A 23,340-nucleotide genomic window follows, 5' to 3' on the forward strand; every position below is an offset into this window, starting at 1 on the left:
GCTGGTGGCGGCGGGTGCTCAGGCAGCCAAGCCGCTCAGCTCGTCCAAGAGAGGCCCTACTGCCTGGAGCACACGGGCCCGCAGCTCCTGGGATTCGGCCGCGAAAGCCCGCTGGTATTCAACGTACTCGGACTTGCCCTGCGGTGTCTCAATCCTGATGGGTGGGTAGCCCCATTCTTCAAGATCGTAGGGTGAGGCCTGCATATCCATCGCCCGGATCCGCCACGACAACTCGAAAGCGTCCATCACCAGCTCGCTGGGCAGGGCAGGCGTCAACTTGTACGCCCATTTATAGAGGTCCATGTTGGCGTGCAGGCAACCTGGCTGTTCCATGGTGCGCTGGTTCTCCCGGGTGGGCGTGAGCTCATTCAACGCGGTGGCGTCCGGTGTGTAGAAGCGGAAAGCGTCAAAGTGCGAGCACCGGATGCGGTTCTCTTCAACAACGGAGTCAGTGCCCTCGCCGCCGAGCCTCAGCTTCAGGTATTCGTGCCGTAGCTCGAACTTTTCCTGCCGGTACACCATGGCCCACTCGTGCAGCCCAAAGCACCCGAATTGTGCCGGTCGCTTGGCCGTTCCCGAGAGGATGATTCCCGCGAAGCGGACAGCTTCGGCGCGGTCGGCCAGGAAGCCGCCGCGGTCAAAGGTGACCGCCGGCGTGCCTGGAGCCAGCCCCACTGAGGCGAGTTCGCCGTCGTCGAGCGTTCGGTAGAACTTCCAGGTCACACGGTCAAGGGCGCGTTCGCCGCTAAGGACCACGCCGTGTCCGGGGTGCCAGCGCTGCAACTGCCCCGGCTTCTGCGTGTAGTAAGTGAAGAGGAAATCCTCCACGGGGTGCTTCTTGCCGGCCGAACGCCTGGCCAGATACGGATCGGCGTACTGCGCGACGCGAGCATGGTGGGCTGCCTCCAGCCCGAGCCATTGCTCTTGGGGGAGGTGCCGCAGCCTAGAGGCCGCCATCTGATCCGAGGACGCTCTTCGCGGCGTCCCACAGGGCGATCTGGCAGCCGTCCGTGCGTTTGAAGGACGCGTTGACTTCCTTGCCGTCCACTGAACCGGTCACCTTGGCTGTTGCCGGGCCGCCGTACTGCATGGTGCAGGCTTGGTCCGTCCGGGTGGGGGCCGGGCTCAGGATGGAGGGGCCGCTCTTGAGGGTGCTGCAGGCCTCGGCTCCTGATGGGTGGCTGCTTTCGGCCGCCGGTGCGCCATCCTTACAGACGAGCGTAAATGTTTGGGGAGCGGACTCCGGGGTTTCGACGAGCGTGATGGACAGCTCGGCGTTGCCCGCGCCGGCGGCTGCTGACGCGCTGGGAGTTGCGGTCTTGCCGGGGCTGCTGCTGGAGGGGGCCGACGACGACGGTGCCTGGCTTGCGCTGCCTGTGGAACCTGGTGTCGGGGTGCCCGAGCATGCGGCGAGGCCGGCGACGGCCAGTACTGCCAACAGGGGCCGAACAAATCGCATGCGCATGGAATCTCCTAGGTTGCGTTCATTTTACGTGGCACTAGTGGTGCCTGTTTCCGTGTTCGCTTCAAGAAGACCACCGGGGGAGCGTGCTTGGCTAGTGGCCGCGCGGGTTTGTTAAAGCGAGTTATGCCGTTGGGTGGCGGCGATCAAACCCGTCATGGCCTGGTGGAGCTCAGCCACTTCTTCGCGGCTGAGTTGCAGGCGCTCACGGATCTCGCCCGGAACTGCTGTGGCCTGATCGCGGAGTGCAGCGCCTTTATCTGTCAGCTTGACGGCCAATGCCCGCTCGTTGCCCGGAACGCGCTCGCGGGTAATGAGTTCGGCTTCCTCCAGGCGGCGAAGCAGCGGGGAGAGGGTGGCGGGGTCGTGGAGGAGGCTGTCGCTGATGTCTTTCAGCGTCCGTGGGCTCCGCTCCCAGAGGGCAAGCATTACCAAGTACTGGGGATGGGTGAGCCCGAGCCGTTCCAGCACAGGCTTGTAGACGCCCACAACACTTCGCGAGGCCACGGTCAGGGCAAAACACAGCTGGCGTTCGAGGAGGAGGTCGTCGGTCTCCTGGGTGGGCTCTTTTGTGGCTGTCATGGCTGACTCCTGTGCTTGCTGCCAGATCTATAGCGCACACAGATCAATTAGTTAGTGCACTAATGATTAGCGTACTATGTGCTTATTGAACCGCCTAAAAGAGGAGTCGATCCGCGTGGCCCAGGAATCCTTTACACGGAAATTCATGCGCGCGACAGGGAAGTTCCGGGTAATTTTCGGCCCCGCGCACAGCAGCTCCCTCGACCATGAGATGACCGAGGACAACCGGAAGTTGCTCGCCCAGCGCCAAGCCGAGACGCAGCAATGGGAAACCCTCCGCCGTCCCGATGGCAGCACCTACGTGGTACCCCGCAATCCGGAAGACAAGTCCCTGCGGTAACGCCCGCGACGGGGATTTTGGGCGTAAAATTGCCTCACTGAACGGCACGCACCAGCCCTGCCGCTTTTTCGCTCTCCGGTAAGAAAGGAGGTGGAAAACATGGGACGCAGAATGGAAGGCTTCGTCCACGTGACCGAGCGGCTGCAGTCCGTTTTTGGACCGGCAACCCACGGCGATACGGACAGCCCCGTGGTGCACAGGCACGATGATTTCGAGACCGCTTCCGAGGCGGATCTGAAGAACTTCGACGTCGAGACCGACTCTGAGGGCCATCACTACGCAGTCCGGAACAATGATCCCGGCCCAACCACCACTGACTACAGCCTGTAGGGGGACAGTGGAAGCACCCCATGAACTGCGGAAGGACCGGAGCGCTTGCTCCGGTCCTTCCGCAATTTAATCCCGACGGCGGCACTCCCTGACGCTCTAGGTCCGCCGGGGTGGTGGGTCGTCTTAGCCTTCGCAGTCAGTGCAGTAGGCGACGCCATCTTTTTCGCGGGCGATCTGCGAGCGGTGGCGAACCAGGAAGCAGGAGTGACAAGTGAACTCGTCATTTGCCTGCGGGATGACCTGGATGACCAGTTCTTCGGCGACGATTTCGCCGCCGGGGCCGCTGGCGTCGAGGCCATCGGTTTCGTCCAGTTCAAGCACGACACTCTTGGCCGTGGGAGCGCTGGCGGACTGGAGAGCCTGGAGGGACTGCTCCTGGTTCTCTTTTACATCGGTACGGAGTTCGTCGTAATCGGCTGCCACTTTTTAATGCCTCTTCGTGTTAGGGGGTTACCGGGTATGCAACGTACAGCATGCCACGAAAATTCCATACCATACCCCAGTTATGCGGCTTGTGGCGAAAACCACGTGGGTGACGGGCAGAAAAACCCGCCACCAAGCGTGATTTCGCCCATCTGTTACCGGAGTTCGATGTCCAATGATTGGAATTGGTCCGCCGCGTGGCGACCGACCAACAACCGGAACGTACCCCGCTCAAACTGCCAGCCGGCGTCGTAATGTGCAAACGCCTTGGCCGGGATGCTTATTTCCACACTCTCGGTTCCGTTAGCTGCCAGGTGGGTTCCGGCGTAACCGGCAAGCCAGCGCACAGGCCTCTCCACGCCGGATTCGGGGCGTTCCAGGTAAACCTGGACTACTTCCCGCCCGGTGCGGGTGCCGGTGTTCTTGACGGGGACGTGCACTACGACGTCCTTACCGGCGGTCACCGCCTGGGGTGCGTGGGCTTTGCCGAACTCGAACGTCGTGTAGCCAAGGCCATAACCGAACGGGAGTGCCGGAGCGGCCCCGCCTTCGGCTTCCTGCTTCAACCATGCCCGGTAACCGATGTGGATGCCCTCGGAATAGACCACCTTTCCCGCAACTGGCGTGGTGTTCAGGACGGGGACATCTTCCAATGCGGCAGGCCAGGTGGTGGGCAGACGTCCTCCCGGCTCTTGGGCACCCAGGAGGATGTCCGCGATTGCGTTGCCGAATTCCTGCCCTCCAAACCAGCCCAGCAGGACCGCGTCCACCTTGTCCAGCCAGGGCATCAGTACCGGGGAGCCCGAGTTGACCACCACAACAGTGCGCGGGTTGGCTGCGGCAACGGCGTCGACCAATTGGTTTTGGTAACCCGGAAGGTTCAGGTCTTTGCGGTCGAAGCCTTCGGATTCGATGGCGGCGTTGGTGCCCACCACCACCACGGCGACGTCGGACGTGCGGGCCGCTTCAACGGCGGCGTCGATTTCCGCCTGCGGGTCCGTGACGATGGTTTCCTCGCCCAGCAGGATGGCAGTGAACGGGATGATCTGTTCGGCTGGCAGTTGGTACTCGGCTTCGATGCGGACCGTCTGGCCCGCCGTGGTTTCGATCGCGTGAACGGTTTTGGGCGGATCGAACAGCGCCGCACCCAGGACTTCGGTATCGTCCTCAAGCTCGCTGTTGAAGACTTCCGTGCCGTCCAGGACAAAGCGGATCTGGCCCACTGTGCCGACGCCAAGGTGGTGGACACCTGCTGTTTCTGCTGTCCAGTCCGCTTCCATGCGGATGGAGGCCGCGCCGTCGGGAATTCCGATGCCGAACCAGATCAAGTGCGAAGCCAAACGGTCTTCGCCGGAAATCTCCGAGCCGTCTTCCGCTAGGAAGGTCACGCGGATTCCGGGGACGTCGGAGACCGGATTGTGCAGGGAGGCGCGGGGGAACGCCTGGATGCCCTCGGCAAACTTGGCGCCGCGCGCGTAGGCGACCGTGACGTCGTCGGGCAGTGCCTTCCGCAGCCCCTCCAACGGCGAGACGGTGTACTTGGGCATCACCGTGGCGCTGCCGCCGCCCTGGGTGCGGGCTTCGTCAGCGTTGTGGCCGATCACGGCCACGCTGCTTAGCATTTTGGCATCCAGAGGCAGGAGCCCCTTATTGCGGACCAGCACGGCGCCGCGGACGGCTACTTCACGCGCGACGGCGGCACCGTCAAGTTGTGTGGGGAGCTGGGTGACTGCGGGCGCGAATCCCTCGAGTGAACCGACACGGGCCGCCAGGCGCAGGATGCGGGTGACCTTCTCCAGGATGGCGTCACGGCTCACGCGGCCATCATTGACGGCGGCCAGCAGCTTGGGTCCCCAGTGGCCTACCGGTCCCGGCATTTCCAGGTCCTGGTGGGCGTTGGCTGCGTCGATCGAGCGGACGCCGGTCCAGTCGGACACCACCACGCCGTCGAAGTCCCATTCGGTGGACAGTGGCGTTTCCAGCAGCTTGTTCTCGCTGGCGGTGGTGCCGTTGATGGAGTTGTACGAACTCATCACCAACCAGGCGCGGGCCTCGGTGATCGCGTCCTCGAAGGCGGCTAGGTACAGCTCGCGGAGCGGGCGCTCGTCCACTATGGAGTCTGCGGTGAAGCGCTCGGTCTCAGCCTCGTTGGCGAGGTAGTGCTTGGGGGTGGCGCCCACACCCATGGACTGGACGCCGGCAACGTAGCCGGCAGCCATGGTGGCGGTGAGCCGGGGGTCCTCGCTCATGCATTCGAAATGGCGGCCGCCCAGCGGGGAGCGGTGCAGGTTGATGGTGGGGCCCAGGACGGCGTGGACGCCTTTGCGGCGGGCCTCCTGGCCCAGGATTTGGCCGTAGCGGTGGGCGGTTTCCACGCTCCAGGTGGCGGACAAGGCGGACGACGACGGCAAGGAGACTGAGTCGTGGCGCTCATCGAAGTCTTCGCCGCGGACGCCTGCCGGGCCGTCAGACATCACAATGCGGGACAGGCCGATCTCCGGGATGGCGTGGGTGGACCAGACGTCCGCTCCGGTCAGCAATTGGACCTGCTGCTCAAGGGACAGACTCGTGGCGAGTTCACGGATCTTCGCTTCGGCGTCCGGGGATCCGGCCTGCGGTGCCGTGACGGCAGCTGCGAGTGTGGGATTCATGGGTGGCTGCTCCTTCTATGCCCGTCGTTGGGTCTACCTAGAACTCTAACCGCTAAAATCTAGTGTGACTAGGTTTTTAGCTCAAGTGCCCCTGAAATAGACTGAGCCAATGCCAACTTCGAGGGCCCGCGGCCAATACGCCAAGGGAGCGGAACGCCGCGAACAGATCATCCAGACCGCCACCGACGTCTTCGCAACCGAAGGATTTGAGGGAACAGCCCTCAAACGCGTCGCCGAGCTGGTGGGCGTTAAGGAAGCAACGCTGTTCCACTACTTCAAAGGGAAGCAGGAACTTCTCACTGCGGTCCTGGCCGAACGGGATCGTCGCTCCCTGGCCCTTGGCGGCGAATCCGAGGTGGGGCTGGCCCTTATGCCGGGCATCGCCGAGCGGAACGAGCGGGAGCCGGGGCTGACTACCCTCTACGCGGTTGCCTCGGCAACTGCCAATGACCCAGGGCACGACTCCCACGCGTACTTCAAGGACCGTTACGAGACCGTGATTCGGGACGTAGCTGCTGACATTGAGCGGCGGCAGAAGGCCGGCGAGGTACGCACCGACGTCGACGCCGTGATGCTGGCCAGGCTGACAGTGGCCGCCTTTGACGGCCTGCAGCTGCAGTGGCTCTATGACAAATCCGTGGATATGGCCCAAGGGCTGACCCAGTTGGTGGATGTCCTGCTGGCGCCCACCCACCCAACTGAGTGACAGATAAGGCCGTTCTGAGAGCTCAGAACGGCCTTATCTGCTACGTACTGGGGGGCGTTACCGTGGTTCCCTAGCGGCCGGTGCCGCCGTAGACGGTAGCCTCAGCGTCGCCGTCGAGCTCGAACGCATTGTGGATGGCGCGCACGGCATCATCCAAGGCGTCAGCGCTGGTAACCACGGAGATACGGATTTCCGAGGTGGAGATCATGTCAATGTTGATGCCGGCGTCAGAGAGGGCCTTGAAGAACGTGGCCGAAACGCCGGGGTGTGAGCGCATGCCTGCTCCGATGAGGGAGAGCTTGCCCACGTGCTCGTTGTACTCGATGCTCTCGAAGCCGATCTGGCCCTCGGCGGCGCGCAGGGCGGCCAGGGCGTCCGCACCTTCAACAATGGGAAGGGTGAACGAGATGTCCGTGCGGCCGGTGCCGTGGGTGGAGACGTTCTGGACGATCATGTCGATGTTCGAGTGCGCATCTGCGATCACCTGGAAGATTGCAGCTGCCTTGCCGGGGATGTCCGGTACGCCCACCACAGTGACCTTGGCTTCGGACCGGTCGTGTGCAACGCCGGAGATGATTGGCTGCTCCAAGGCAACTCCCTCTTGAATAGTGAACTTTTCGTCGGCGCCGGGGATGACCCAGGTGCCTTCGTTCTGGCTGAATGACGAGCGGACGTGCAGGGGCACACCGAAACGGCGGGCGTACTCCACGCAACGCAGGTGCAGGATCTTGGCACCGGAAGCGGCCAACTCCAGCATTTCCTCGCTGGAGATACGTTCGATCTTCTGGGCGCTGCTGACGACGCGGGGGTCGGCGGTGTAAATGCCGTCCACGTCCGTGTAGATTTCGCAGACGTCAGCTTCGAGAGCCGCAGCCAAGGCAACAGCGGTAGTGTCCGAGCCACCGCGGCCCAAGGTGGTGATCTCGTTGGTGATGCGGCTCATGCCCTGGAAACCTGCCACAATCGCAATGTGACCCTTGTCCAGAGCGGTGCGGATGCGGTGAGGATCGACATCAATAATCCGGGCCTTGCCGTGGATGCCGTCGGTAATCATGCCGGCCTGGGAGCCTGTAAACGATTGCGCTGAGGCGCCGAACTTGTTGATGGCCATGGCGAGCAAGGCCATGGAAATTCGCTCACCGGCGGACAACAGCATGTCCATTTCACGGGCTGGAGCCGAGTCGGTGACCTGGCTTGCAAGGTCCAGGAGTTCATCAGTGGTGTCGCCCATTGCGGAAACAACAACCACAACCTCGTTGCCGGCCTTCTGCGCATCCACGACGCGCTGAGCGACCCGCTTGATGCCATCAGCATCGGCAACCGAGGAACCGCCGAACTTTTGAACGATCAGCTGCTTGGTAATGGCAGCCTCGTTGGAGAGCTCGTCGATCTTCACTTCGGTAGTGGGCATAGTCATGCGCGCACCCTCACTGCATCAATAGGGTTCGAACGCGGCGTGCCAAATCCAAATTTGAGCACGCCTGCGTAGCTTATTTGCCCAGTTTATCGCCGTGTGCAGGGCTGGTAGGAATTGTGACCACATAGCGGCCACCCCATCCCTCTACCATCCGGCCGTGCCCGGACCGCCCTTGAACGGGCCCACAATCTGCCGGGTGATCCAGCCGCCATAAAAGCCGCCTTCCTGGAACGTCACCTGCTCACCGTCCACCGTGCAGGCTTCCATGTTTTCCGGATACAGGGCCACCCGTGTGCTCAGGGCCTCGAAGCCCCGGGTCGGGTGTGGGTACGTCCAACCGCCGCGCTCAACAACCGTCCCGCCGGCAGCGATAGTGAAATAGCTCGCCTGCCCCTTGAATTCGCAGAATGTGGTGCCCCCAACAGGAATAAGAACACCTTCCGGGAAGGCATCCAACGGCACGTAATAGACAGGAGGATGGCTGGTTTCCAACACCCTCACAGCATCGGTGGTGTCTACGATCACCTGACCTCCCAGCCGCACCACAACCCGCTCGGCACGCGGCTCAACCCGGGGCGGGCGCGGATAGTCCCACACCGATTCCTGACCGGGGGCCGGCTTGATGGGACGGGGGCGCCGGAAGACGCCGGAAACTCTGCCACTGGAGACCATGTCCCATAGTGGCACGCTTGGCTGGGATCTCCCCGTGAAGTTTTGGGCGTATCCGTGGCAGCGTGCCCGGCGTACCATCCATTCATGAGGAGTGCGAGTGGCGATGGCCGGCGTTCCTGACCGCCCACGCGGTCCGGGTCCAACCCATGAACCCGAATACGAAGTGATCGGCGGCGTGATCGACGATCAGCCCTCCGGCTTTGATCGCACCAGTCCAAGGACTGGGTCTCCGGGCAGACCCGCCCCGCAGTTCGGGACAGCCGTGGCCGTTGCATGGCACAGCGCCCGGACATCTTTTACCTCGTGGAGGTTCTGGGTGGCCTGCGCCTTGGGGATTGCGGCCGCTTGGGGATCAGCTGCCGCTGTGATTGCGGTAGGGGAAGCCAACGGGTGGTTCGACGTCAGGGTTCCAAGCGCCATCTACCTGATCACGGCGGTGTTCCTGGCACTTGCCGCCGCCGTGTTAGGCGCGATGTGGGGCTTCCGTCATTCCCATGGGCGCATACCCGTTCTTCTGCTGTCAGGCGCCATGCGAGGGATGGCGTTGGCTGCACTGGCCGGTTGTTTCCTGCTCGGGGTGGGCAGCAGTGTGGGTGGGCCGACCGCGCTGACCGGTGCCGCCGTCGTGGTGATTGTCCTCGAAGTAGCCCTGTTCGGGCTGATCGGTGCAGGTGCACGGACGTGCTTTGCCACAGCGGCGCCGGGTGCGGCGTTGGCCGCCGTAGTGGTGGCATTCCTCTGCTTAGGCAACGTTGTTGTCACGGCCCTGCTGCTTCCTGGCACCACCGGAATGGACCAGGCGTCAGTACCGGTGAATGTGGAGCGGGACGGTGCGGGGCGGGTCATTGCCTACGAATGTGTGGGCGAGCTCCGGCCTGTGGAGGTATCCCACACCGAACGGGTGGCATGGATCTCTGCCGCGAATCCCGCCCTGCTCCTGGGCAGCATCGGGGCGGACTTTGTCTCCAACGACAACGAACTGGGCTGGGTCCTGGCCGGGCTGCAGTCTGCAGCCGACGGTCCATCACGAGAAGTGCCGTGCCTCCGCGGAGAATCAAGCACCAGCCGTGCGCCGTCCATGCCAGTGGCGCTGACAGGCTTGGTGCTGCAGGCACTCACGGCCGCGCTGGTGCTGGTTCCGGGACGCTGGCTGGCTGCGAGGAGGCTGCGAACTAGTCCGCGTTCCGGCTAGCCCCGTCGCACGTACTCGGAAACCACCACGCCCGAGCCGAACGCCGTCGTCGAAACCTCATCGAAGGCGCTGGGCTGATAGGCGCCGGGCGCAAACAGTGGGATGCCGTCGCCAAAGAGGAGCGGGTTGCGTTTGAGCACCAGCCTGTCGATCTCCCCGGAAAGCCGGGTGGCCAACGTGCCACCGCCGCACAGCCAGATGGAGTTGCCCGGCCCGGATTTCAACCGGCGCACCACTTCCACCGGGTCCTCGGACGTCAACGTCAGGTTCGGGTGCTCGCCAGGAATGTCTGCCCCAGTCCGGGTCCGCGAGAAAACCACCTGCTGCAGATGCTGATACGGGCTTGTCATGCCCACCGGCAGGCCCACCGCGTAGGTATTCCAGCCCATCACCACGGTGTCGAACATGGTCCCGGTGCGTTCGATGCCAAAGGCGTCGGCAATCGCAGTGGGAATGGCATCTGAGAACCGCGCATTCAAGGCGGCCATGTGGTCGCCCTCCACCGGAAACGCGTCAAACTCGCCTCCAGGGCCGGCAATATAGCCGTCCAGGCTCACAGCAACGTAGTACACAAGTTCTCGCACGGGACCCCAATCACGGTTGATGTTGTGACTGCGAGACTACAACAGCGCGTTGCGCCTGCCCTCGAACGCCCTGCCGAGCGTGACTTCGTCCGCGTACTCCAGGTCCCCGCCTACGGGAAGGCCGGAGGCCAGCCGAGTCACGGTGATGCCTATCGACTTGAGCATGCGGGCAAGGTAAGTGGCTGTAGCTTCGCCCTCAAGGTTGGGGTCCGTGGCGATGATGATTTCCTGGATGGCGCCGTCGTTGAGGCGCGTGAGGAGTTCACGAATGCGCAACTGCTCCGGACCGACGCCTGCGATGGGATTAATTGCCCCGCCCAGCACGTGATAACGGCCGCGGAAGGACCGCGTGCGCTCAACGGCCAGGACGTCCTTGGACTCTTCCACGACGCAGATGACCGACGGATCACGACGCTGGTCGCGGCAGATATTGCACGTTTCCTGCTCGGTCACGTTAAAGCACACGGTGCAGAACTTCACCCGTTCCTTGACCGTGGTGATGGCCGTGACCAGGCGCTTCATATCCTCAGGATCGGCCTCAAGAATGTGGAACGCCAGGCGCTGCGCTGATTTGGGGCCCACACCGGGAAGCCGGCCGAGCTCATCAATCAGCTCTTGAACTGCACCTTCGTACACAATGTCCTCGTTAGGTTGAAATCAATGCTGGAGTCAGCGGGGCTGCAGGGGAGAACCGTCCAAGGCGCGCTCTTCAATCAGCTTCCCGCCCAGAATACGCTCCACGGCAGCCCGCCCAAAGACACGGGATTCTTCGATGGTTTCGTCTTCCGGACTGGGAATGTCCTCCGTCACGGAGGCGGGGGCTGCCTGGGTCCGTGCGGGTGCCTGAACACGGCCCGCTTGGGCTTCGGGGCTGTTGGTCAACCGCTGGTACAGGCTCTGGCGACCATTCGGACTTCCCGACGGCGCGGCCTCCTCCAGTGTGGCTACCGAACCGTGCGCTTCCTCGGGTTGCGTCGCCAAGGATGGCCAGGTTGCCGGTGCGTTGCTGGCAGACGGGGCGGCGCTACTTGCCGGGGCGGGCATCGATTGGGTCGCGGGCCAGCTCGACGCCGGTGCGACGTCCCAGCTGGAGCTCGGGTTCTGCTCCGCGTTGGTGGGATGGCCGTAGGCAGCGGTGGCTGCTTCCGGCACCTGCGCTGCGGCGGGTTCGTAGTCAGGGGCGTCCGTTGCCGGGGCGACATCTTGGGCCGCTTCGGCGGGTTTCCTGCCCACATTGGACTCGGTGCCTACAACCCACGTCCCAGGCGCTTGCTCGACTGCACGGGACCACGGATCCTCGGACGCGTTGCCACGTGCTGCCTGGGACGGGCTGGCCGCTGCGGGGGCAGCCGATTGCGTGCTGGTACGGCCGTAGCCCGAAGGCGGCTCCCAATCCGCAGGAGGCTCTTCATCCAGAGGCGGCGCGTCTTCGTCCAGCGGCGGACCCCAATCGTCGTCAGGGTACGAGTAATCGCCGGAGGGCTCGGGAGCCGGGGCCGGGACGGCTTCCGGTGCCACTGCAGCTGCCGGTGCAGCAGCCTGTGGGGGAGCTACTGGCGTGGCGGCCGGTGCGGATGCCGCCGTCGCCGAAGCGGGTGCGAGACCCCAGGCGGAGTCGACAGCTGACACCGGCGCCGGCGTCGAGGCTGCGTCCGCGGTGGCTGACGTAACATCTGCTGCTGTTTCCACAGGGGACCCGGCACCAGCCGACGCCTGGGCGCTTGCTGGTGCCGCAGCAGCCGGAATGTCCCGGCTAGTAGGTGCTTTTGGGTTTGGCTCAGAGCTCGCTGAGCTGTTGCCGCCAGCGACCGCGACGATCTGGCAGTCGATGCCGATGGTCTTATGAATCGCCTGCCGAAGGTTCTCGGAGTGATCCGCACGCCCGAACGCACCAGCAAGACCGCCCGTGGTGAATGCCAACGTCAGCACCTGGCCGTCGAATTGGGCCACTTGGGCATTCGGTTCCACGAGAGCCCAGGTACTGCGCTTGATCTTGGTCAGCGTCTGAAGAACGTCCGGCCATGCACGGCGCAGAGCCTCCACGTCGCCGCTGCCACCTGGGGTCGGAGCCTGGGCCTGCGCCGGAGCTGGAGCTGGTGCTGGGGCCTGCGCCGGAGCTGGAGCCGGAGCTGGCGCCTGAACGGCAGGCTGCGGCGCTGCCTGGTGCGTCGCCGTTGCCTGCGCCGGGGCTGCCCGCTGAACCTGCGGAGCTGCCTGCGACGGGGGAGGGGTGAGAGCTTGAACAGGTGGGGTTTGGTGTGCTGGTGCCGGGACAGGAGCGGCTTGGGCCGCAGCAGCTTCCGGTGCAGCAGCCCGGGAAGATCGTTCAGCAGCCGGACGATCTTCGATGGGCCAATCGCTGGTGGATACTCGCGGTGCTGTAATGGCGTCGCGTGATCCACTACTGGTTGACGGCTCGGGAGCGGCGGGGGCCGCGGCGGCAGGGGCTTCCGCTGGCGCCGGAGTTACCGGAGTTGCCGGGGCGAGCGGCGCAGCTGCCTGCGAGGTAGCCGCAGCTGCGGGTGGGCCGGCAGCGACAGCCGGTGCGCCGGCGTCGCCCGCGTAATTCAGGCGCCGTTCCACGCGGTCGATGCGGGCCGCGATACCCCGCTCCGTCTGCTCGGAACTGGGCAGGAGGATGCGGGCACACAACAGCTCAAGGTGGAGGCGCGGCGATGTGGCCCCGGTCATTTCCGTGAGCGCGGTATTGGTGACGTCTGCAGCCCGGGACAGCTCGGCTGCCCCAAGGTTGGTTGCCTGGTTGCGCATCCGGGCGATCTGGTCCGCCGGCATACCGCGGAGGATGGCCTGCGCGCTCTCGGGCATCGCTTGGACAATGATGAGGTCGCGGAAACGCTCCAGAAGGTCTTCAACGAAGCGCCGGGGATCGTGGCCGGTTTGGATGACGCGGTCCACGGCTTTGAAGACCACTGCGGCGTCGGACGCTGCGACGGCGTCCACGATGTCATCCAGCAAGGAAGCGTGCGTGTAGCCGAGCAGGGCAACAGCGAGCTCGTAATCCAGGCCGTTTGGTCCGGCGCCGGCCATGAGCTGGTCCAGGACGGACAAGGTGTCGCGAACGGAACCGCCGCCTGCGCGGATGACCAGCGAAAGAACGCCGGGAGCGACAGGAACATTCTCCTGCTGGCAAAGGAGTTCGAGGTACTGCATGAGCGGCTCGGGTGGCACCAGCCGGAAGGGGTAGTGGTGCGTGCGGGAGCGAATGGTCCCGATGACCTTGTCCGGCTCCGTGGTGGCGAAGATGAACTTGATGTGTTCCGGCGGCTCTTCGACGATCTTGAGCAGTGCGTTGAAGCCGGCCGACGTGACCATGTGGGCCTCGTCAATGATGAAGATCTTGTAGCGGTCACGAACCGGGGCGAACGTTGCGCGTTCGCGGAGATCGCGGGCGTCGTCAACGCCACCGTGGCTGGCGGCATCGATCTCGATGACATCCAGCGAGCCGGAGCCGCCGCGTGCGAGTTCGATGCAACTGGGGCACAGGCCGCAGGGGGTGTCGGTGGGTCCCTCGGCGCAGTTAAGGCAGCGGGCCAGGATGCGTGCGGACGTGGTCTTGCCGCAGCCGCGGGGGCCGGAGAAGAGGTAGGCGTGGTTCACACGGTTCTTGCGGAGCGCCGTCATCAGCGGCTCCGTGACGTGTTCCTGCCCGATAACGTCCGCGAAAGAGTCCGGGCGATACCTTCGATACAGGGCAGTTGTAACAGTCACAAGTGAAACCTACCTATAGAGACTGACATTTAAATAAGTGACCCCTCATGCACCCGCCAGAGCCCATCTACCCTTGCTACCTTCCGGTCCTGGGGGAGTTCAACAGGATGACGCCACATGAGGGGCCGTCGACAAGCTTACCCGAACTTGGGTTGGGGTTCGAATCGGCTCGAAGGGCTGTGGATAAGGCTCGACGGCGGGTGGTTAGGATGCGTAAATCACCGCCACCCATTCACCGGCCACGTCATGAAAGCCGGCTCCTCGTAAGGGTGCGCCGCCCGCAGAGCCAGCACCACGCCGTCGAGCCTGTCCTCCTCGACCACGCACTCAACACGTACTTCGGGCACCTGCTCCTCAATCCCAACCTCGCCGATAGCGGGCCGTGCTCCCGGCAGAGGCGTGAAGCGCCCCGTGCCCGGTGCGGTGAAGGCGCAGTGCGAGTAGTTCCCTATTCGGCCCCCGCCGGCGTCGCCGATGGCCAGGAGGACCTCTTCACTGTGGGTCTCTGGTACGTAAACCACCAAGGCGTGGAGCTGCGTCATGGGGACATCCTGTCAACAAACTTCGGCTACAAACAGGTCTCAACCATTGCAAATCACCCGGCCTCAGCGGACCATGGGTATGTACACCGATTGGGGCAATCTCAAGATTGTGAGCTGCGGGGCCTGGGAGCGAGGGGCCGGACCCGGCAGCTCAACGTTGTACCGCAAGAATGGGCGCGTTGGGGGCGTCCATTTTTCCGTTAACGAGCCCTCCTTCGAGGGTGCTTGGACGTGGCAAATCAGCCCGATTACACGATGCCGAAATTCTCAGGTACAGTAGTATCTGCTTTCGAATCGGAAGCAAGGAGAATTCGCCTAGCGGCCTATGGCGCACGCCTGGAACGCGTGTTGGGTTAACGCCCTCGGGGGTTCAAATCCCCCATTCTCCGCCGAAAAAGGCTCCGGGATCCACGTGATCCCGGAGCCTTTCTCTTTGCCCAAAATTCGGCTCCCGCCATGATGGTTTTCCGGCATAAGGTCCGCACATTCCGAGCACGCCATTTGTCCTATGACGCGCTTTGCCGGACCTCTATGCCCTCCTAGGATTGCGTGGACTTGTTCGCAACCAGAGGGGATCCGGTGTCGGACCTTAGTGCGGCCCTGCCGAGTCGGGCTCGGGCGGCGGACCTGGACGCAATCAGGCTTATCGGAATCGCTGCCGTAGTGGTTGGGCATGTCTGGACGGCCGGGCCGTTCACTGACGCCCTGTTCGCGTGGCATGTCCCCGTATTTTTCATCCTGACGGGCTATCTATGGAAACCGGGCCGGACGGTGCGCGATGAGATCACCCGCCGCTCCAAGACGCTCCTGGTCCCGTACGTTGCTTGGCTGGCCGTCATCAGTGTCGCGTTCGCTTCCGTGGAGTACCTGCGCGGCGGATCCCTACCCGTCGAAGCACTCCGAAATGCAGTCTACGGCGGAGCTTTCGCGGTGCGACCATACTCCGCATTCTGGTTTGTACCGGTCCTCTTTTTCACGGCTGTGCTGTGCCGCTGGCTGGAACGCTTTCCGGCGTGGGTTGCGTGGATCATCGCTGGAATGGGGCTGGCAGCAAGCGTTATTGCGGGGGAGGTGATGGCAAGGACGCCGCTGGGAATAGCTTTGGCAGTGCCGTGCCTGGTGTTCGTCCTCGTCGGTCGCGCTTTGCCTGCCATGGTCCCACGCGTTCGCTATAGAACCGCCGTGGGCGTGGGTCTGGTACTTGCCGGCGTTGCCCTGACGGTGGGCGGTGCGGTGCGGCCGCTGAACATGAAAGACGGCGACTTCGGCACGGTCGCGTTGAGCGTGGTCAACGCATCAGCAATGAGCCTGGGGCTGATTCTTGTCTTCGCAGCGCTGTACCGCGGGGTTGGCCCGGCAGTGAATCGCCTGACGATCCAGCTGGCCTCCGCCGGGCTGGTGGTTGTTCTCACCCACGCATTTTTCCTCTACCTGCTCAACACGCCTGCGTCGGGAGCGATCTTGGACGCCGTTGTAGCTTTGGCGGTGCCCTTTGCTCTCGCCTTACTGGTGCTCCGGTCGCCGCTCCGCCGCTGGCTTGTGGGTTAGCCGTCAGCCTGCTGCTCGGTATCTTTCTGCTGAGCGGCGGCCACCCGTTCCAGCACTTCCCGGCAGGCCAGAATTGCCGGGTGGATCCGGCCGGCCGTCCTGGTGGAGGTGAACACGGTTCGCTCCGGCAGGCCGGGAAGGTCCAGGAGTTGGACTGTGCGGCTGCGGCCGGTCCACACGAGGTCCGGCATGAGTGCCACGGCGTTCCCGGATTCGATGAGCCGGATTTGGGCTTGGAGGTCGGCTGTTTCGTAGCGCACGTCCGGCTCGAATCCCGCGGACCGGCAGGCCTGCTCTGCCCAATGCCGGGATGCTGCGCCGCGGGGTTCCATGACCCACGGCATGGACGCCGTGTCAGCGAGGGTGGCTACGGTTTCGCCGCCAAGTCCTACGGGGGGAGTGGCCAGCCGGATGGCGTCGCTGGTAAGGGTAACCCGGTCCAGGCCGCTATGGTGCGGGGCCGCGTGGCCCGGGTATTGCTCGGCCACCACAAGGTCGAAGTCCCGCGCCCACGTTTCGTAGAGTGCGGTCTCCGGTTCGCGCTGTGTCATCTCCACGCGTACCTCGGGATACTCCTGGCGCATGATGGTGAGGAACTCAGGCAGCAACGCCAGTGCCGCGGACTGGAACACCGCCAGGCGCACGGTCCCGGTCACCGTGGACAGCGATGCCGCGAGCTCAGTTTCGGCTCGCTCCAAGGTTTCCAGCAGCGCAGCGGTGTGGGCCACCAGGATCTCCGCCTGCGGAGTCAACTGCACCCGACGCCCCGCTTTTCGCAGCAGTTCCACCCCCGCTTCCTTCTCCAATAGCGTCAGCTGCTGCGACACCGAAGAGGGGCTGTACTGCATCGCATCGGCTACCTCGGCGAGGGTTCCGCGGATCTTCAATTCGTGCAGCAAACGCAGCCTGCGGACGTCCAGCACGGCAGCCTCCAAAGATTCGGGATGAGTAATGAATATTCATCAGAAAAGATCGCTTTTCCTAACGTGATTGTAGATCCATACTGATGGAAACAAACAAACTTCTCCGCCTCAGAAGGAGCCCCCATGACCAGCACCCTCCCGGATGCCACCGCCCCGCGCACCCAGGATTCCGGGCAGTTCGATGCTTTGGCTCAGGAAGCCATTGCCTTGGTCCGCCACTGGCTTACCGAAGCCAGCAAGATCCCCGTGGACGTGTCCGCGCAGCGCCTCGCCGGCGTCTTGAAGGACCCGAACGGCCTTGACTTCACTGTCGGATTCGTCGACGGCGTCATCCGCCCCGAGGACCTGTCCGTCGCCGGCCGGAAGCTGGCCGAGCTGGCTCCGAAGGTGCCGAAGTTCCTCCCGTGGTACATGCGCAGCGCTGTCCGCGTGGGTGGCGTCATGGCTCCGATCGTCCCGCAGCTTGTCATCCCGATCGCCCGCCGCGTGCTCCGCGAAATGGTGGGCCACCTGATCGTTGACGCCACCGACGCCAAGCTTGGCCCGGCCATCGCCAAGATCCGCCAGGACGGTGTTCACCTCAACGTGAACCTCCTGGGCGAAGCAGTTTTGGGCGAGCACGAAGCCCAGCGCCGCCTGGATGGCACGTTGAAGCTCCTTGCTCGTGAAGATGTGGACTACGTTTCCATCAAGGAATCCTCCACCGTGGCACCGCACTCCCCGTGGGCTTTCGACGAAGCCGTGGATCACGTCGTGGAGAAGCTCACCCCGCTCTACCGCCTCGCTGCCTCCTTCCCCAAGCCCAAGTTCATCAACCTGGACATGGAGGAATACAAGGACCTCAGCATGACCATCGCGGTGTTCAAGCGAATCCTTGACATGCCCGAATTCAAGAACCTCGAGGCCGGCATCGTCCTGCAGGCCTACCTGCCTGATGCTCTCGGTGCCATGCAGGAACTGCAGGAGTGGGCGTCTGCCCGACGTGCCCAGGGTGGCGCTCCCATCAAGGTCCGCGTGGTCAAGGGTGCCAACCTTCCCATGGAGCAGGTTGAAGCATCCCTGCACGATTGGCCGTTGGCTACCTGGGGCACCAAGCAGGACTCGGACACCAGCTACAAGAACGTCATCAACTACGCCCTCACCCCCGAGCACATCGATGCTGTTCGCATCGGCGTCGCCGGCCACAACCTGTTCGACGTAGCCTTCGCCTGGCTACTCGCCAAGGAACGAGGCGTAACGAAGGGCATTGAATTCGAAATGCTCCTGGGCATGGCAACGGGCCAGGCCACCGCGGTCCGCAAGGACGTTGGCAGCCTCCTGCTCTACACACCCGTGGTTCACCCGGGTGAGTTCGACGTCGCCATCGCTTACCTGATCCGCCGCCTCGAAGAGGGCGCCAGCCAGGAAAACTTCATGTCCGCAGTCTTTGAACTCAGCGAAAATGAAGCGCTGTTCAAGCGCGAGCAGCAGCGCTTCCTGGACTCCCTGGCCGGAATGACGGACGAGGTTCCCGGGCCCAACCGCCAGCAGGACCGTCGCCTCCCCGCGGACCCGGCACCGCTTGAGGGCTTCAGCAACACCCCTGACACGGACCCTGCCCTCCCGGCAAACCGTGCCTGGGGCCGCGACATCCTCAAGCGCATCCCCGGTTCCACCGCCGGCAACAAGATCGTAGAGTCCACCAAGGTCTCCGACGCTGCCCAGCTGGATCGGATCATCGCCACCGCCGTAGACCACGGCAAGGCCTGGGGCGCCCGCCCCGCCGCCGAGCGCGCAGCCATCCTGCACCGCGCCGGCGAGGTCCTCGAAGCCCGCCGCGCCGAACTCCTCGAGGTCATGGCGTCCGAAACCGGCAAGACCATCGACCAAGGCGACCCCGAGGTCAGCGAAGCAATCGACTTCGCGCACTACTACGCCGAGCGTGCCAAAGACCTGGAAACGGTGGACGGCGCCACGTTCGTCCCAGCCAACCTCACCGTGGTGACACCCCCGTGGAACTTCCCGGTGGCGATCCCCGCAGGCTCCACTCTCGCAGCTCTCGCCTCAGGCTCCGCCGTCGTGATCAAGCCTGCAAAGCAGGCCCGCCGCTCCGGTTCTGTCATGGTGGATGCCCTCTGGGAAGCCGGTGTGCCCCGTGAAGTGCTGGCACTGGTTCAGCTCGAAGAGCGTGAGCTTGGCACCCAGCTGGTCTCGCACCCCAGCGTTGACCGCGTGATCCTCACCGGCGGCTACGAAACGGCTGAGCTGTTCCGTTCCTTCCGCCAGGACCTCCCGCTGCTCGCGGAGACCTCGGGCAAGAACGCCATCATCGTCACCCCGAGTGCCGATCTGGACCTCGCTGCCAAGGACGTCGTCTACTCGGCATTCGGCCACGCAGGCCAGAAGTGCTCGGCTGCCTCGCTGGTGATCCTGGTGGGCTCGGTGGCCAAGAGCGCCCGCTTCCACAATCAGCTGATCGACGCTGCCCGTTCGCTGTCCGTCGGCTACCCGGAGAACGCCACCACGCAGATGGGGCCCATCATCGAACCGGCCAACGGCAAGCTCCTCAACGCCCTCACCACCCTGGGCGACGGCGAAACGTGGGCCGTCAAGCCCGAGCGCCTCGACGAAACCGGCCGTTTGTGGTCCCCGGGCATCCGTTCGGGCGTCAAGCGTGGCTCCTACTTCCACCTGACCGAGTTCTTCGGCCCGGTGCTCGGTGTCATGACCGCCGAGACTCTCGAGGAAGCCATCGCCATCCAGAACGAGATCGAGTACGGCCTCACCGCCGGACTGCACTCCCTGGACTCCGCTGAAATGGGCGTCTGGTTGGACACCATCCAGGCCGGAAACCTGTACGTCAACCGCGGCATCACCGGTGCGATCGTCCAGCGCCAGCCATTCGGGGGATGGAAGAAGTCGGCCGTCGGTGCCGGAACCAAGGCCGGTGGACCGAACTACCTGATCGGCCTGGGCAGCTGGCTCCCCGCCGAGGCCAAGGCCAAGCGCGGCACCGTGCTTCAGGGCGCTGCCGCACAGATCCTGACTGCAGCCAAGTCTGCTGAGGTGACCGCCGAGGAACTCCACACCCTCCAGCAGTCACTCTTCAGCGACGCAGCAGCGTGGGAATCCGAGTTCGGCACCGCGAAGGATGTTTCCGCCCTGTCGGCTGAGCGCAACGTCTTCCGCTACCGTTCCCTCCCCGTCACGGTCCGCCTCTCCGAAGGCGAGCGACTCGCTGAGTTGCTCCGCGTCGTGGCAGCCGGTGCAGTGGCTGGCTCGAAGCTGACGGTGAGCTCCGCCGTCGTACTTCCTGATGCTGTGGTGAGCGTGTTCGCGAACCTGGGCGTCAGCGTCCGGATCGAGGACGACGCCGCCTGGCTGGCCCGGGCGGCACGGTTCGACGCCGGCCGGATCCGCTTGATCGGTGGCGACTTCGCCGCGCTGAGCGCAGCCATGGGTGGCCGTCCGGACGTGGCGGTCTACCACGGCGCTGTGACCCAGGCCGGCCGGATCGAGATGCTGCCGTTCCTCCGCGAGCAGGCCGTTTCCATCACCGCGCACCGTTTCGGCACCCCGAACCACCTCTCGGACCACCTGATCTAGCACGCGAGAACAGGTTGAAAGCCAACCCCTCTGCGATACTCACTTGCGCGGAGGGGTTGGCTTTCGGCTTTAAGCCTCCGCGTATCCCAGCCTCTGCAACCTTCGCCGGGCGGCCAGCTCACTGGGCCCGTGGGAGCCCAAGGCAAAGCGGACCATGCCCAGCACTGCCCGGGCGGCGGTGATGACGGGCAAGGGAACCGGACCCACCTCGGGGCGGCGGATGCCGAGCATCTCGCGGTACTTGGGTTCAAGGCTTGCGACGGCGGCCGCGAACAGGATGGTGTAGCCGGGCTTGAGGAGTGGGCTTAGGGGCGGATAGCGGATAAAGGACACCGTCTGGGCGAGCCGCTCGTCGGCCCTGAGTATCCCGGAGGCGTACCACTGTTCGAGTTCGTCACGGACCTGAGCCTCAGTGAGCGGCGGGTCTACAACTCCCATGAGCCTCCCCGCGGCCGCCCATTCACGAACGTAGGCATCAGGACCGCCCGGGATGGGCCTTCCCCAGATGCGGTTGGCGGTGATGAAGGAATCCGCGTAGGTGACGTGAACCCAGCGGAGAAGCTCGGGATCGTTGGCGGCATACCCGCGCGTGACCCCGTTGCCGTCCACGTACGTCCCCCGGACGCGCTCATGGATCTTCCGCACACGGGCGGTGGCTGCCTCGGCGGCCTCCGTGGAACCGTACGTCACCGTAAAAATCCAGCGGACAGTGTTTGCCAACCGGCCAAGAGGGTCCTTCTGAAATCCCGAGTGCTCATAAACCCCTGCCAGAGCGCCGGGATGCAGGGCCTGCATCAGCAGGACCCTGATCCCGGCCACAATGGTAGCCACATGACCATGCACCGCCCAGACCGCCGATCCCGGAAGGTGATAGCCGGCGTCGTTCCCTTCAGCAAGGCGCGGTACCCACTCCGGAGGCGTGCCCGACGTCCCTGTGAACGTGCGCTGCAGCTCATGCCTATACTCCGTGAGGTAATTCCTCATAGATCCCATGAGACCTCGCTTTGGCTCGCCTGTACAGGGGAGATCAGCTGCGCACGCGTCGCCGTTTCGGTGCTGCCGCCACCAAGAGCGCGGCGATGGCGACGGCGGCACTAAGGATCAGGCCCGGACGGTACTGTTCAAGCATGGCTTGGGCGCTGACGGTTCCGGCGGCCTGACCGTGTCCGCTGACGAGGGCTGTGGTGACTGCCAAAACCAGTGCGGCGCCCACTTGGGTGCTCGTTTGTATCAGCCCGGCAGCCAGCCCCTGCTCGGAATCGCGAATGCCGGTAGTCGCCTGAGAATCAGTTGTGTGGCACCGAACTTTTCAATGAGGCGGTCCGCGAACGGCGCGCTGCCCATGACCAGCAAACCTGCCGGCAGCAGGGCAAGCGCCATTCCCAGCGGTGTCCAGCCCAGCACCGACTGCAGGTACATGGTGACGATGAACTGGAAGCTGAGGTAGGAGCCGAACAGCCCCAAGGCGCTGAGGTTTGCCCTGGCCACCCAGCCTTCCTTGAGGATGCTGAAGCGGATCAGCGGATGCTTGACCTTGTTTTCGATCACCGCGAAGGCTGCCAGCACGGCGATGGACACTGCGAATCCGGCGATTGTTGCCACAGATCCCCAGCCCTGCTCCGGTGCTGAAACCAAGGTGTAGACCAGGCCAAGCATGCCCAGTGCGAGGGTAACGGCACCCCAGATATCGTGCCCGCTGTTCTCCGCTGAGGGCTTGTCCTTGGGGATGAATTTCATGCCCAGGAGGACAACCACCACCGCGATGGGAACCGAGACCAGGAACGTCCAACGCCAGCTCAGGCTGGTCATGAGGCCGCCCACCACCAGGCCCAGTGAGAAACCGCTGGCGCCGAACGTGGTGAAGATGGACAGCGCTTTGTTGCGCTCGCGGCCTTCGGCGAAGTTGGTGGTGATGATGGAGAACCCCGTGGGTGCAGTGAACGCGGCGGCCAGTCCCTTGATGAACCGGGTAGCGATCAGGATGGCGGGGTCGTCAACCAGCCCGCCCAGCAAGGATGCCGCGGCGAAGACGGCCAAAGCGATAAGGAAGATTCGACGGCGGCCCAACAGGTCCGCGAGTCGGCCGCCCAGGAGCAGGAGGCTCCCGTAACCAAGGACGTAGGCGGAGACGATCCACTGCAGGGAGTCGGTTCCGAGATTGAGTTCCTGCCCGATGGAGGGCAGCATGGCAACGACGCGTGACCGTCACCTGCAGGACCGCCAATTGGTGGAGCAGTGGCGCAGCATCCAGAACTCCTACTTCCGTACCGCCGGAGCGATCGACCGCGCGCTCGAAGCCAAGTTCGACATTGGCCTCAACGAGTTCGAAATCCTGGACCTGGTGGCCGAGAGCGAAGAGTCCGCGTGCCGCATGAAGGCCTTGGGGGAGCGCACCCCCATGACCCAGAGTGCTGTGTCAAAGGTGGTGGATCGCCTGGAAAAAGCGGGCCTGGTGTCCCGCGAAACCTGCGCCGACGATCGCCGGTCCCTCTTCCTGGAATTGACCGAGGCGGGCCGCGCACTTCACGCCACTGCCGCCGTCGAACACCGCGCCCTGCTCAAGGAAAACCTGGGCTCCTAGCCGCAGAAGTCCAAGCTCAAGATTCTTGAGCCAAAACTGAGGCAACCTTTCGGTAGAAGGGACCCGGGAAGCC

22 protein-coding genes, 1 tRNA gene and 1 other RNA gene are annotated in these 23,340 nt (G+C 64.1%); 8 read left to right on the plus strand and 16 right to left on the minus strand.

Annotation, left to right across the window (positions count from 1 at the left end; all coding sequences use genetic code 11):
- Positions 1-18: 18 nt before the first annotated feature.
- From LDN70_RS03145 to LDN70_RS03155, 3 genes are all read right to left on the minus strand, one after another.
- Positions 19-957, minus strand: a complete 939-nt coding sequence (locus tag LDN70_RS03145) for a 3-methyladenine DNA glycosylase (protein ID WP_142936769.1) — start codon at positions 955-957, stop codon at positions 19-21.
- The gene (locus LDN70_RS03150; protein ID WP_142936768.1) at positions 944-1,465 is read right to left on the minus strand and encodes an SSI family serine proteinase inhibitor; all 522 of its coding nucleotides are present in this window, start codon (positions 1,463-1,465) and stop codon (positions 944-946) included. The genes LDN70_RS03145 and LDN70_RS03150 overlap by 14 nt, the downstream gene beginning before the upstream one ends.
- A 111-nt stretch (positions 1,466-1,576) precedes the next feature.
- Positions 1,577-2,044: a MarR family winged helix-turn-helix transcriptional regulator gene (locus tag LDN70_RS03155; protein ID WP_223941703.1), complete on the minus strand. Its 468-nt coding sequence runs from the start codon at positions 2,042-2,044 to the stop codon at positions 1,577-1,579.
- Positions 2,045-2,189: 145 nt separating this feature from the next.
- Between LDN70_RS03155 and LDN70_RS03160 the strand changes: the two genes are divergently transcribed.
- Both LDN70_RS03160 and LDN70_RS03165 read left to right on the plus strand, forming a co-directional pair.
- Positions 2,190-2,384, plus strand: coding sequence for a hypothetical protein (locus tag LDN70_RS03160; protein ID WP_374206957.1), 195 nt, complete (start codon positions 2,190-2,192; stop codon positions 2,382-2,384).
- Positions 2,385-2,483: 99 nt separating this feature from the next.
- Entirely contained in the window at positions 2,484-2,714 is a 231-nt protein-coding gene (locus tag LDN70_RS03165; RefSeq protein ID WP_166841310.1) for a hypothetical protein, read from the plus strand.
- Between the two features lie 123 nt (positions 2,715-2,837).
- On the opposite strand, the gene LDN70_RS03170 is transcribed toward LDN70_RS03165, so the two are convergent.
- Together LDN70_RS03170 and LDN70_RS03175 are read right to left on the minus strand one after the other, a co-directional pair.
- Positions 2,838-3,137 (minus strand): DUF4193 domain-containing protein, encoded by a 300-nt coding sequence (locus LDN70_RS03170; RefSeq protein ID WP_142936764.1) that lies wholly within the window; start codon positions 3,135-3,137, stop codon positions 2,838-2,840.
- 155 nt (positions 3,138-3,292) lie between these two features.
- On the minus strand, positions 3,293-5,788 hold the full coding sequence (locus LDN70_RS03175) for a beta-glucosidase family protein (protein ID WP_223941704.1): 2,496 nt from the start codon (positions 5,786-5,788) through the stop codon (positions 3,293-3,295).
- A gap of 109 nt (positions 5,789-5,897) precedes the next feature.
- Between LDN70_RS03175 and LDN70_RS03180 the strand changes: the two genes are divergently transcribed.
- Positions 5,898-6,494, plus strand: a complete 597-nt coding sequence (locus LDN70_RS03180; protein ID WP_223941705.1) for a TetR/AcrR family transcriptional regulator — start codon at positions 5,898-5,900, stop codon at positions 6,492-6,494.
- Positions 6,495-6,564: 70 nt separating this feature from the next.
- Here LDN70_RS03180 and LDN70_RS03185 read toward each other — a convergent pair whose 3' ends face one another.
- Together LDN70_RS03185 and LDN70_RS03190 are read right to left on the minus strand one after the other, a co-directional pair.
- Complete coding sequence (locus LDN70_RS03185) at positions 6,565-7,911, minus strand: aspartate kinase (protein WP_142936760.1); 1,347 nt, start codon at positions 7,909-7,911, stop codon at positions 6,565-6,567.
- A 144-nt stretch (positions 7,912-8,055) separates the two neighbouring features.
- Entirely contained in the window at positions 8,056-8,583 is a 528-nt protein-coding gene (locus tag LDN70_RS03190) for a DUF427 domain-containing protein (protein WP_223941706.1), read from the minus strand.
- Between the two features lie 103 nt (positions 8,584-8,686).
- Between LDN70_RS03190 and LDN70_RS03195 the strand changes: the two genes are divergently transcribed.
- The gene (locus LDN70_RS03195) at positions 8,687-9,775 is read left to right on the plus strand and encodes a hypothetical protein (protein WP_223942583.1); all 1,089 of its coding nucleotides are present in this window, start codon (positions 8,687-8,689) and stop codon (positions 9,773-9,775) included.
- Here LDN70_RS03195 and LDN70_RS03200 read toward each other — a convergent pair.
- The 5 genes from LDN70_RS03200 to LDN70_RS03220 form a co-directional block, all read right to left on the minus strand.
- The gene (locus LDN70_RS03200; RefSeq protein ID WP_223941707.1) at positions 9,772-10,359 is read right to left on the minus strand and encodes a dihydrofolate reductase family protein; all 588 of its coding nucleotides are present in this window, start codon (positions 10,357-10,359) and stop codon (positions 9,772-9,774) included. The two genes, LDN70_RS03195 and LDN70_RS03200, sit on opposite strands and share 4 nt — an antisense overlap.
- Before the next feature lie 36 nt (positions 10,360-10,395).
- Positions 10,396-10,995: a recombination mediator RecR gene (recR, locus tag LDN70_RS03205; protein WP_142936756.1), complete on the minus strand. Its 600-nt coding sequence runs from the start codon at positions 10,993-10,995 to the stop codon at positions 10,396-10,398.
- Between the two features lie 33 nt (positions 10,996-11,028).
- Positions 11,029-14,088, minus strand: coding sequence for a DNA polymerase III subunit gamma and tau (locus LDN70_RS03210; protein WP_223941708.1), 3,060 nt, complete (start codon positions 14,086-14,088; stop codon positions 11,029-11,031).
- A gap of 33 nt (positions 14,089-14,121) precedes the next feature.
- An RNA gene (gene ffs / locus LDN70_RS03215) (signal recognition particle sRNA small type) lies at positions 14,122-14,218 on the minus strand.
- 88 nt (positions 14,219-14,306) lie between these two features.
- Complete coding sequence (locus LDN70_RS03220) at positions 14,307-14,630, minus strand: YqfO family protein (protein WP_223941709.1); 324 nt, start codon at positions 14,628-14,630, stop codon at positions 14,307-14,309.
- Positions 14,631-14,934: 304 nt separating this feature from the next.
- Between LDN70_RS03220 and LDN70_RS03225 the strand changes: the two genes are divergently transcribed.
- Positions 14,935-15,019: transfer RNA gene (locus tag LDN70_RS03225), tRNA-Ser, on the plus strand.
- 190 nt (positions 15,020-15,209) lie between these two features.
- Positions 15,210-16,178 carry an acyltransferase family protein gene (locus tag LDN70_RS03230; RefSeq protein ID WP_223941710.1) on the plus strand — a complete coding sequence of 323 codons (969 nt, stop codon included), beginning with the start codon at positions 15,210-15,212 and terminating at the stop codon, positions 16,176-16,178.
- On the opposite strand, the gene LDN70_RS03235 is transcribed toward LDN70_RS03230, so the two are convergent.
- Positions 16,175-17,101: a LysR family transcriptional regulator gene (locus LDN70_RS03235; protein ID WP_166841318.1), complete on the minus strand. Its 927-nt coding sequence runs from the start codon at positions 17,099-17,101 to the stop codon at positions 16,175-16,177. The genes LDN70_RS03230 and LDN70_RS03235 overlap by 4 nt on opposite strands.
- Positions 17,102-17,224: 123 nt before the next feature.
- Here LDN70_RS03235 and LDN70_RS03240 point away from each other — a divergent pair, with 123 nt between their 5' ends.
- Entirely contained in the window at positions 17,225-20,686 is a 3,462-nt protein-coding gene (locus LDN70_RS03240; protein ID WP_223941711.1) for a bifunctional proline dehydrogenase/L-glutamate gamma-semialdehyde dehydrogenase, read from the plus strand.
- A gap of 69 nt (positions 20,687-20,755) precedes the next feature.
- Here LDN70_RS03240 and LDN70_RS03245 read toward each other — a convergent pair whose 3' ends face one another.
- Genes LDN70_RS03245 through LDN70_RS03255 form a run of 3 tightly spaced genes read right to left on the minus strand, consistent with a single transcriptional unit; the run spans position 20,756 to position 22,873 of the window.
- Positions 20,756-21,679, minus strand: a complete 924-nt coding sequence (locus LDN70_RS03245) for an oxygenase MpaB family protein (protein ID WP_223941712.1) — start codon at positions 21,677-21,679, stop codon at positions 20,756-20,758.
- 34 nt (positions 21,680-21,713) lie between these two features.
- Complete coding sequence (locus LDN70_RS03250) at positions 21,714-21,899, minus strand: hypothetical protein (protein ID WP_223941713.1); 186 nt, start codon at positions 21,897-21,899, stop codon at positions 21,714-21,716.
- 17 nt (positions 21,900-21,916) lie between these two features.
- Positions 21,917-22,873 carry an MFS transporter gene (locus LDN70_RS03255; protein ID WP_223941714.1) on the minus strand — a complete coding sequence of 319 codons (957 nt, stop codon included), beginning with the start codon at positions 22,871-22,873 and terminating at the stop codon, positions 21,917-21,919.
- Here LDN70_RS03255 and LDN70_RS03260 point away from each other — a divergent pair.
- Positions 22,872-23,267: a MarR family winged helix-turn-helix transcriptional regulator gene (locus tag LDN70_RS03260; protein ID WP_166841321.1), complete on the plus strand. Its 396-nt coding sequence runs from the start codon at positions 22,872-22,874 to the stop codon at positions 23,265-23,267. The genes LDN70_RS03255 and LDN70_RS03260 overlap by 2 nt on opposite strands.
- The last annotated feature ends 73 nt before the right edge of the window (positions 23,268-23,340 follow it).

The sequence above is a fragment of the Arthrobacter sp. StoSoilB22 genome (assembly GCF_019977315.1).
Lineage (GTDB): Bacteria > Actinomycetota > Actinomycetes > Actinomycetales > Micrococcaceae > Arthrobacter.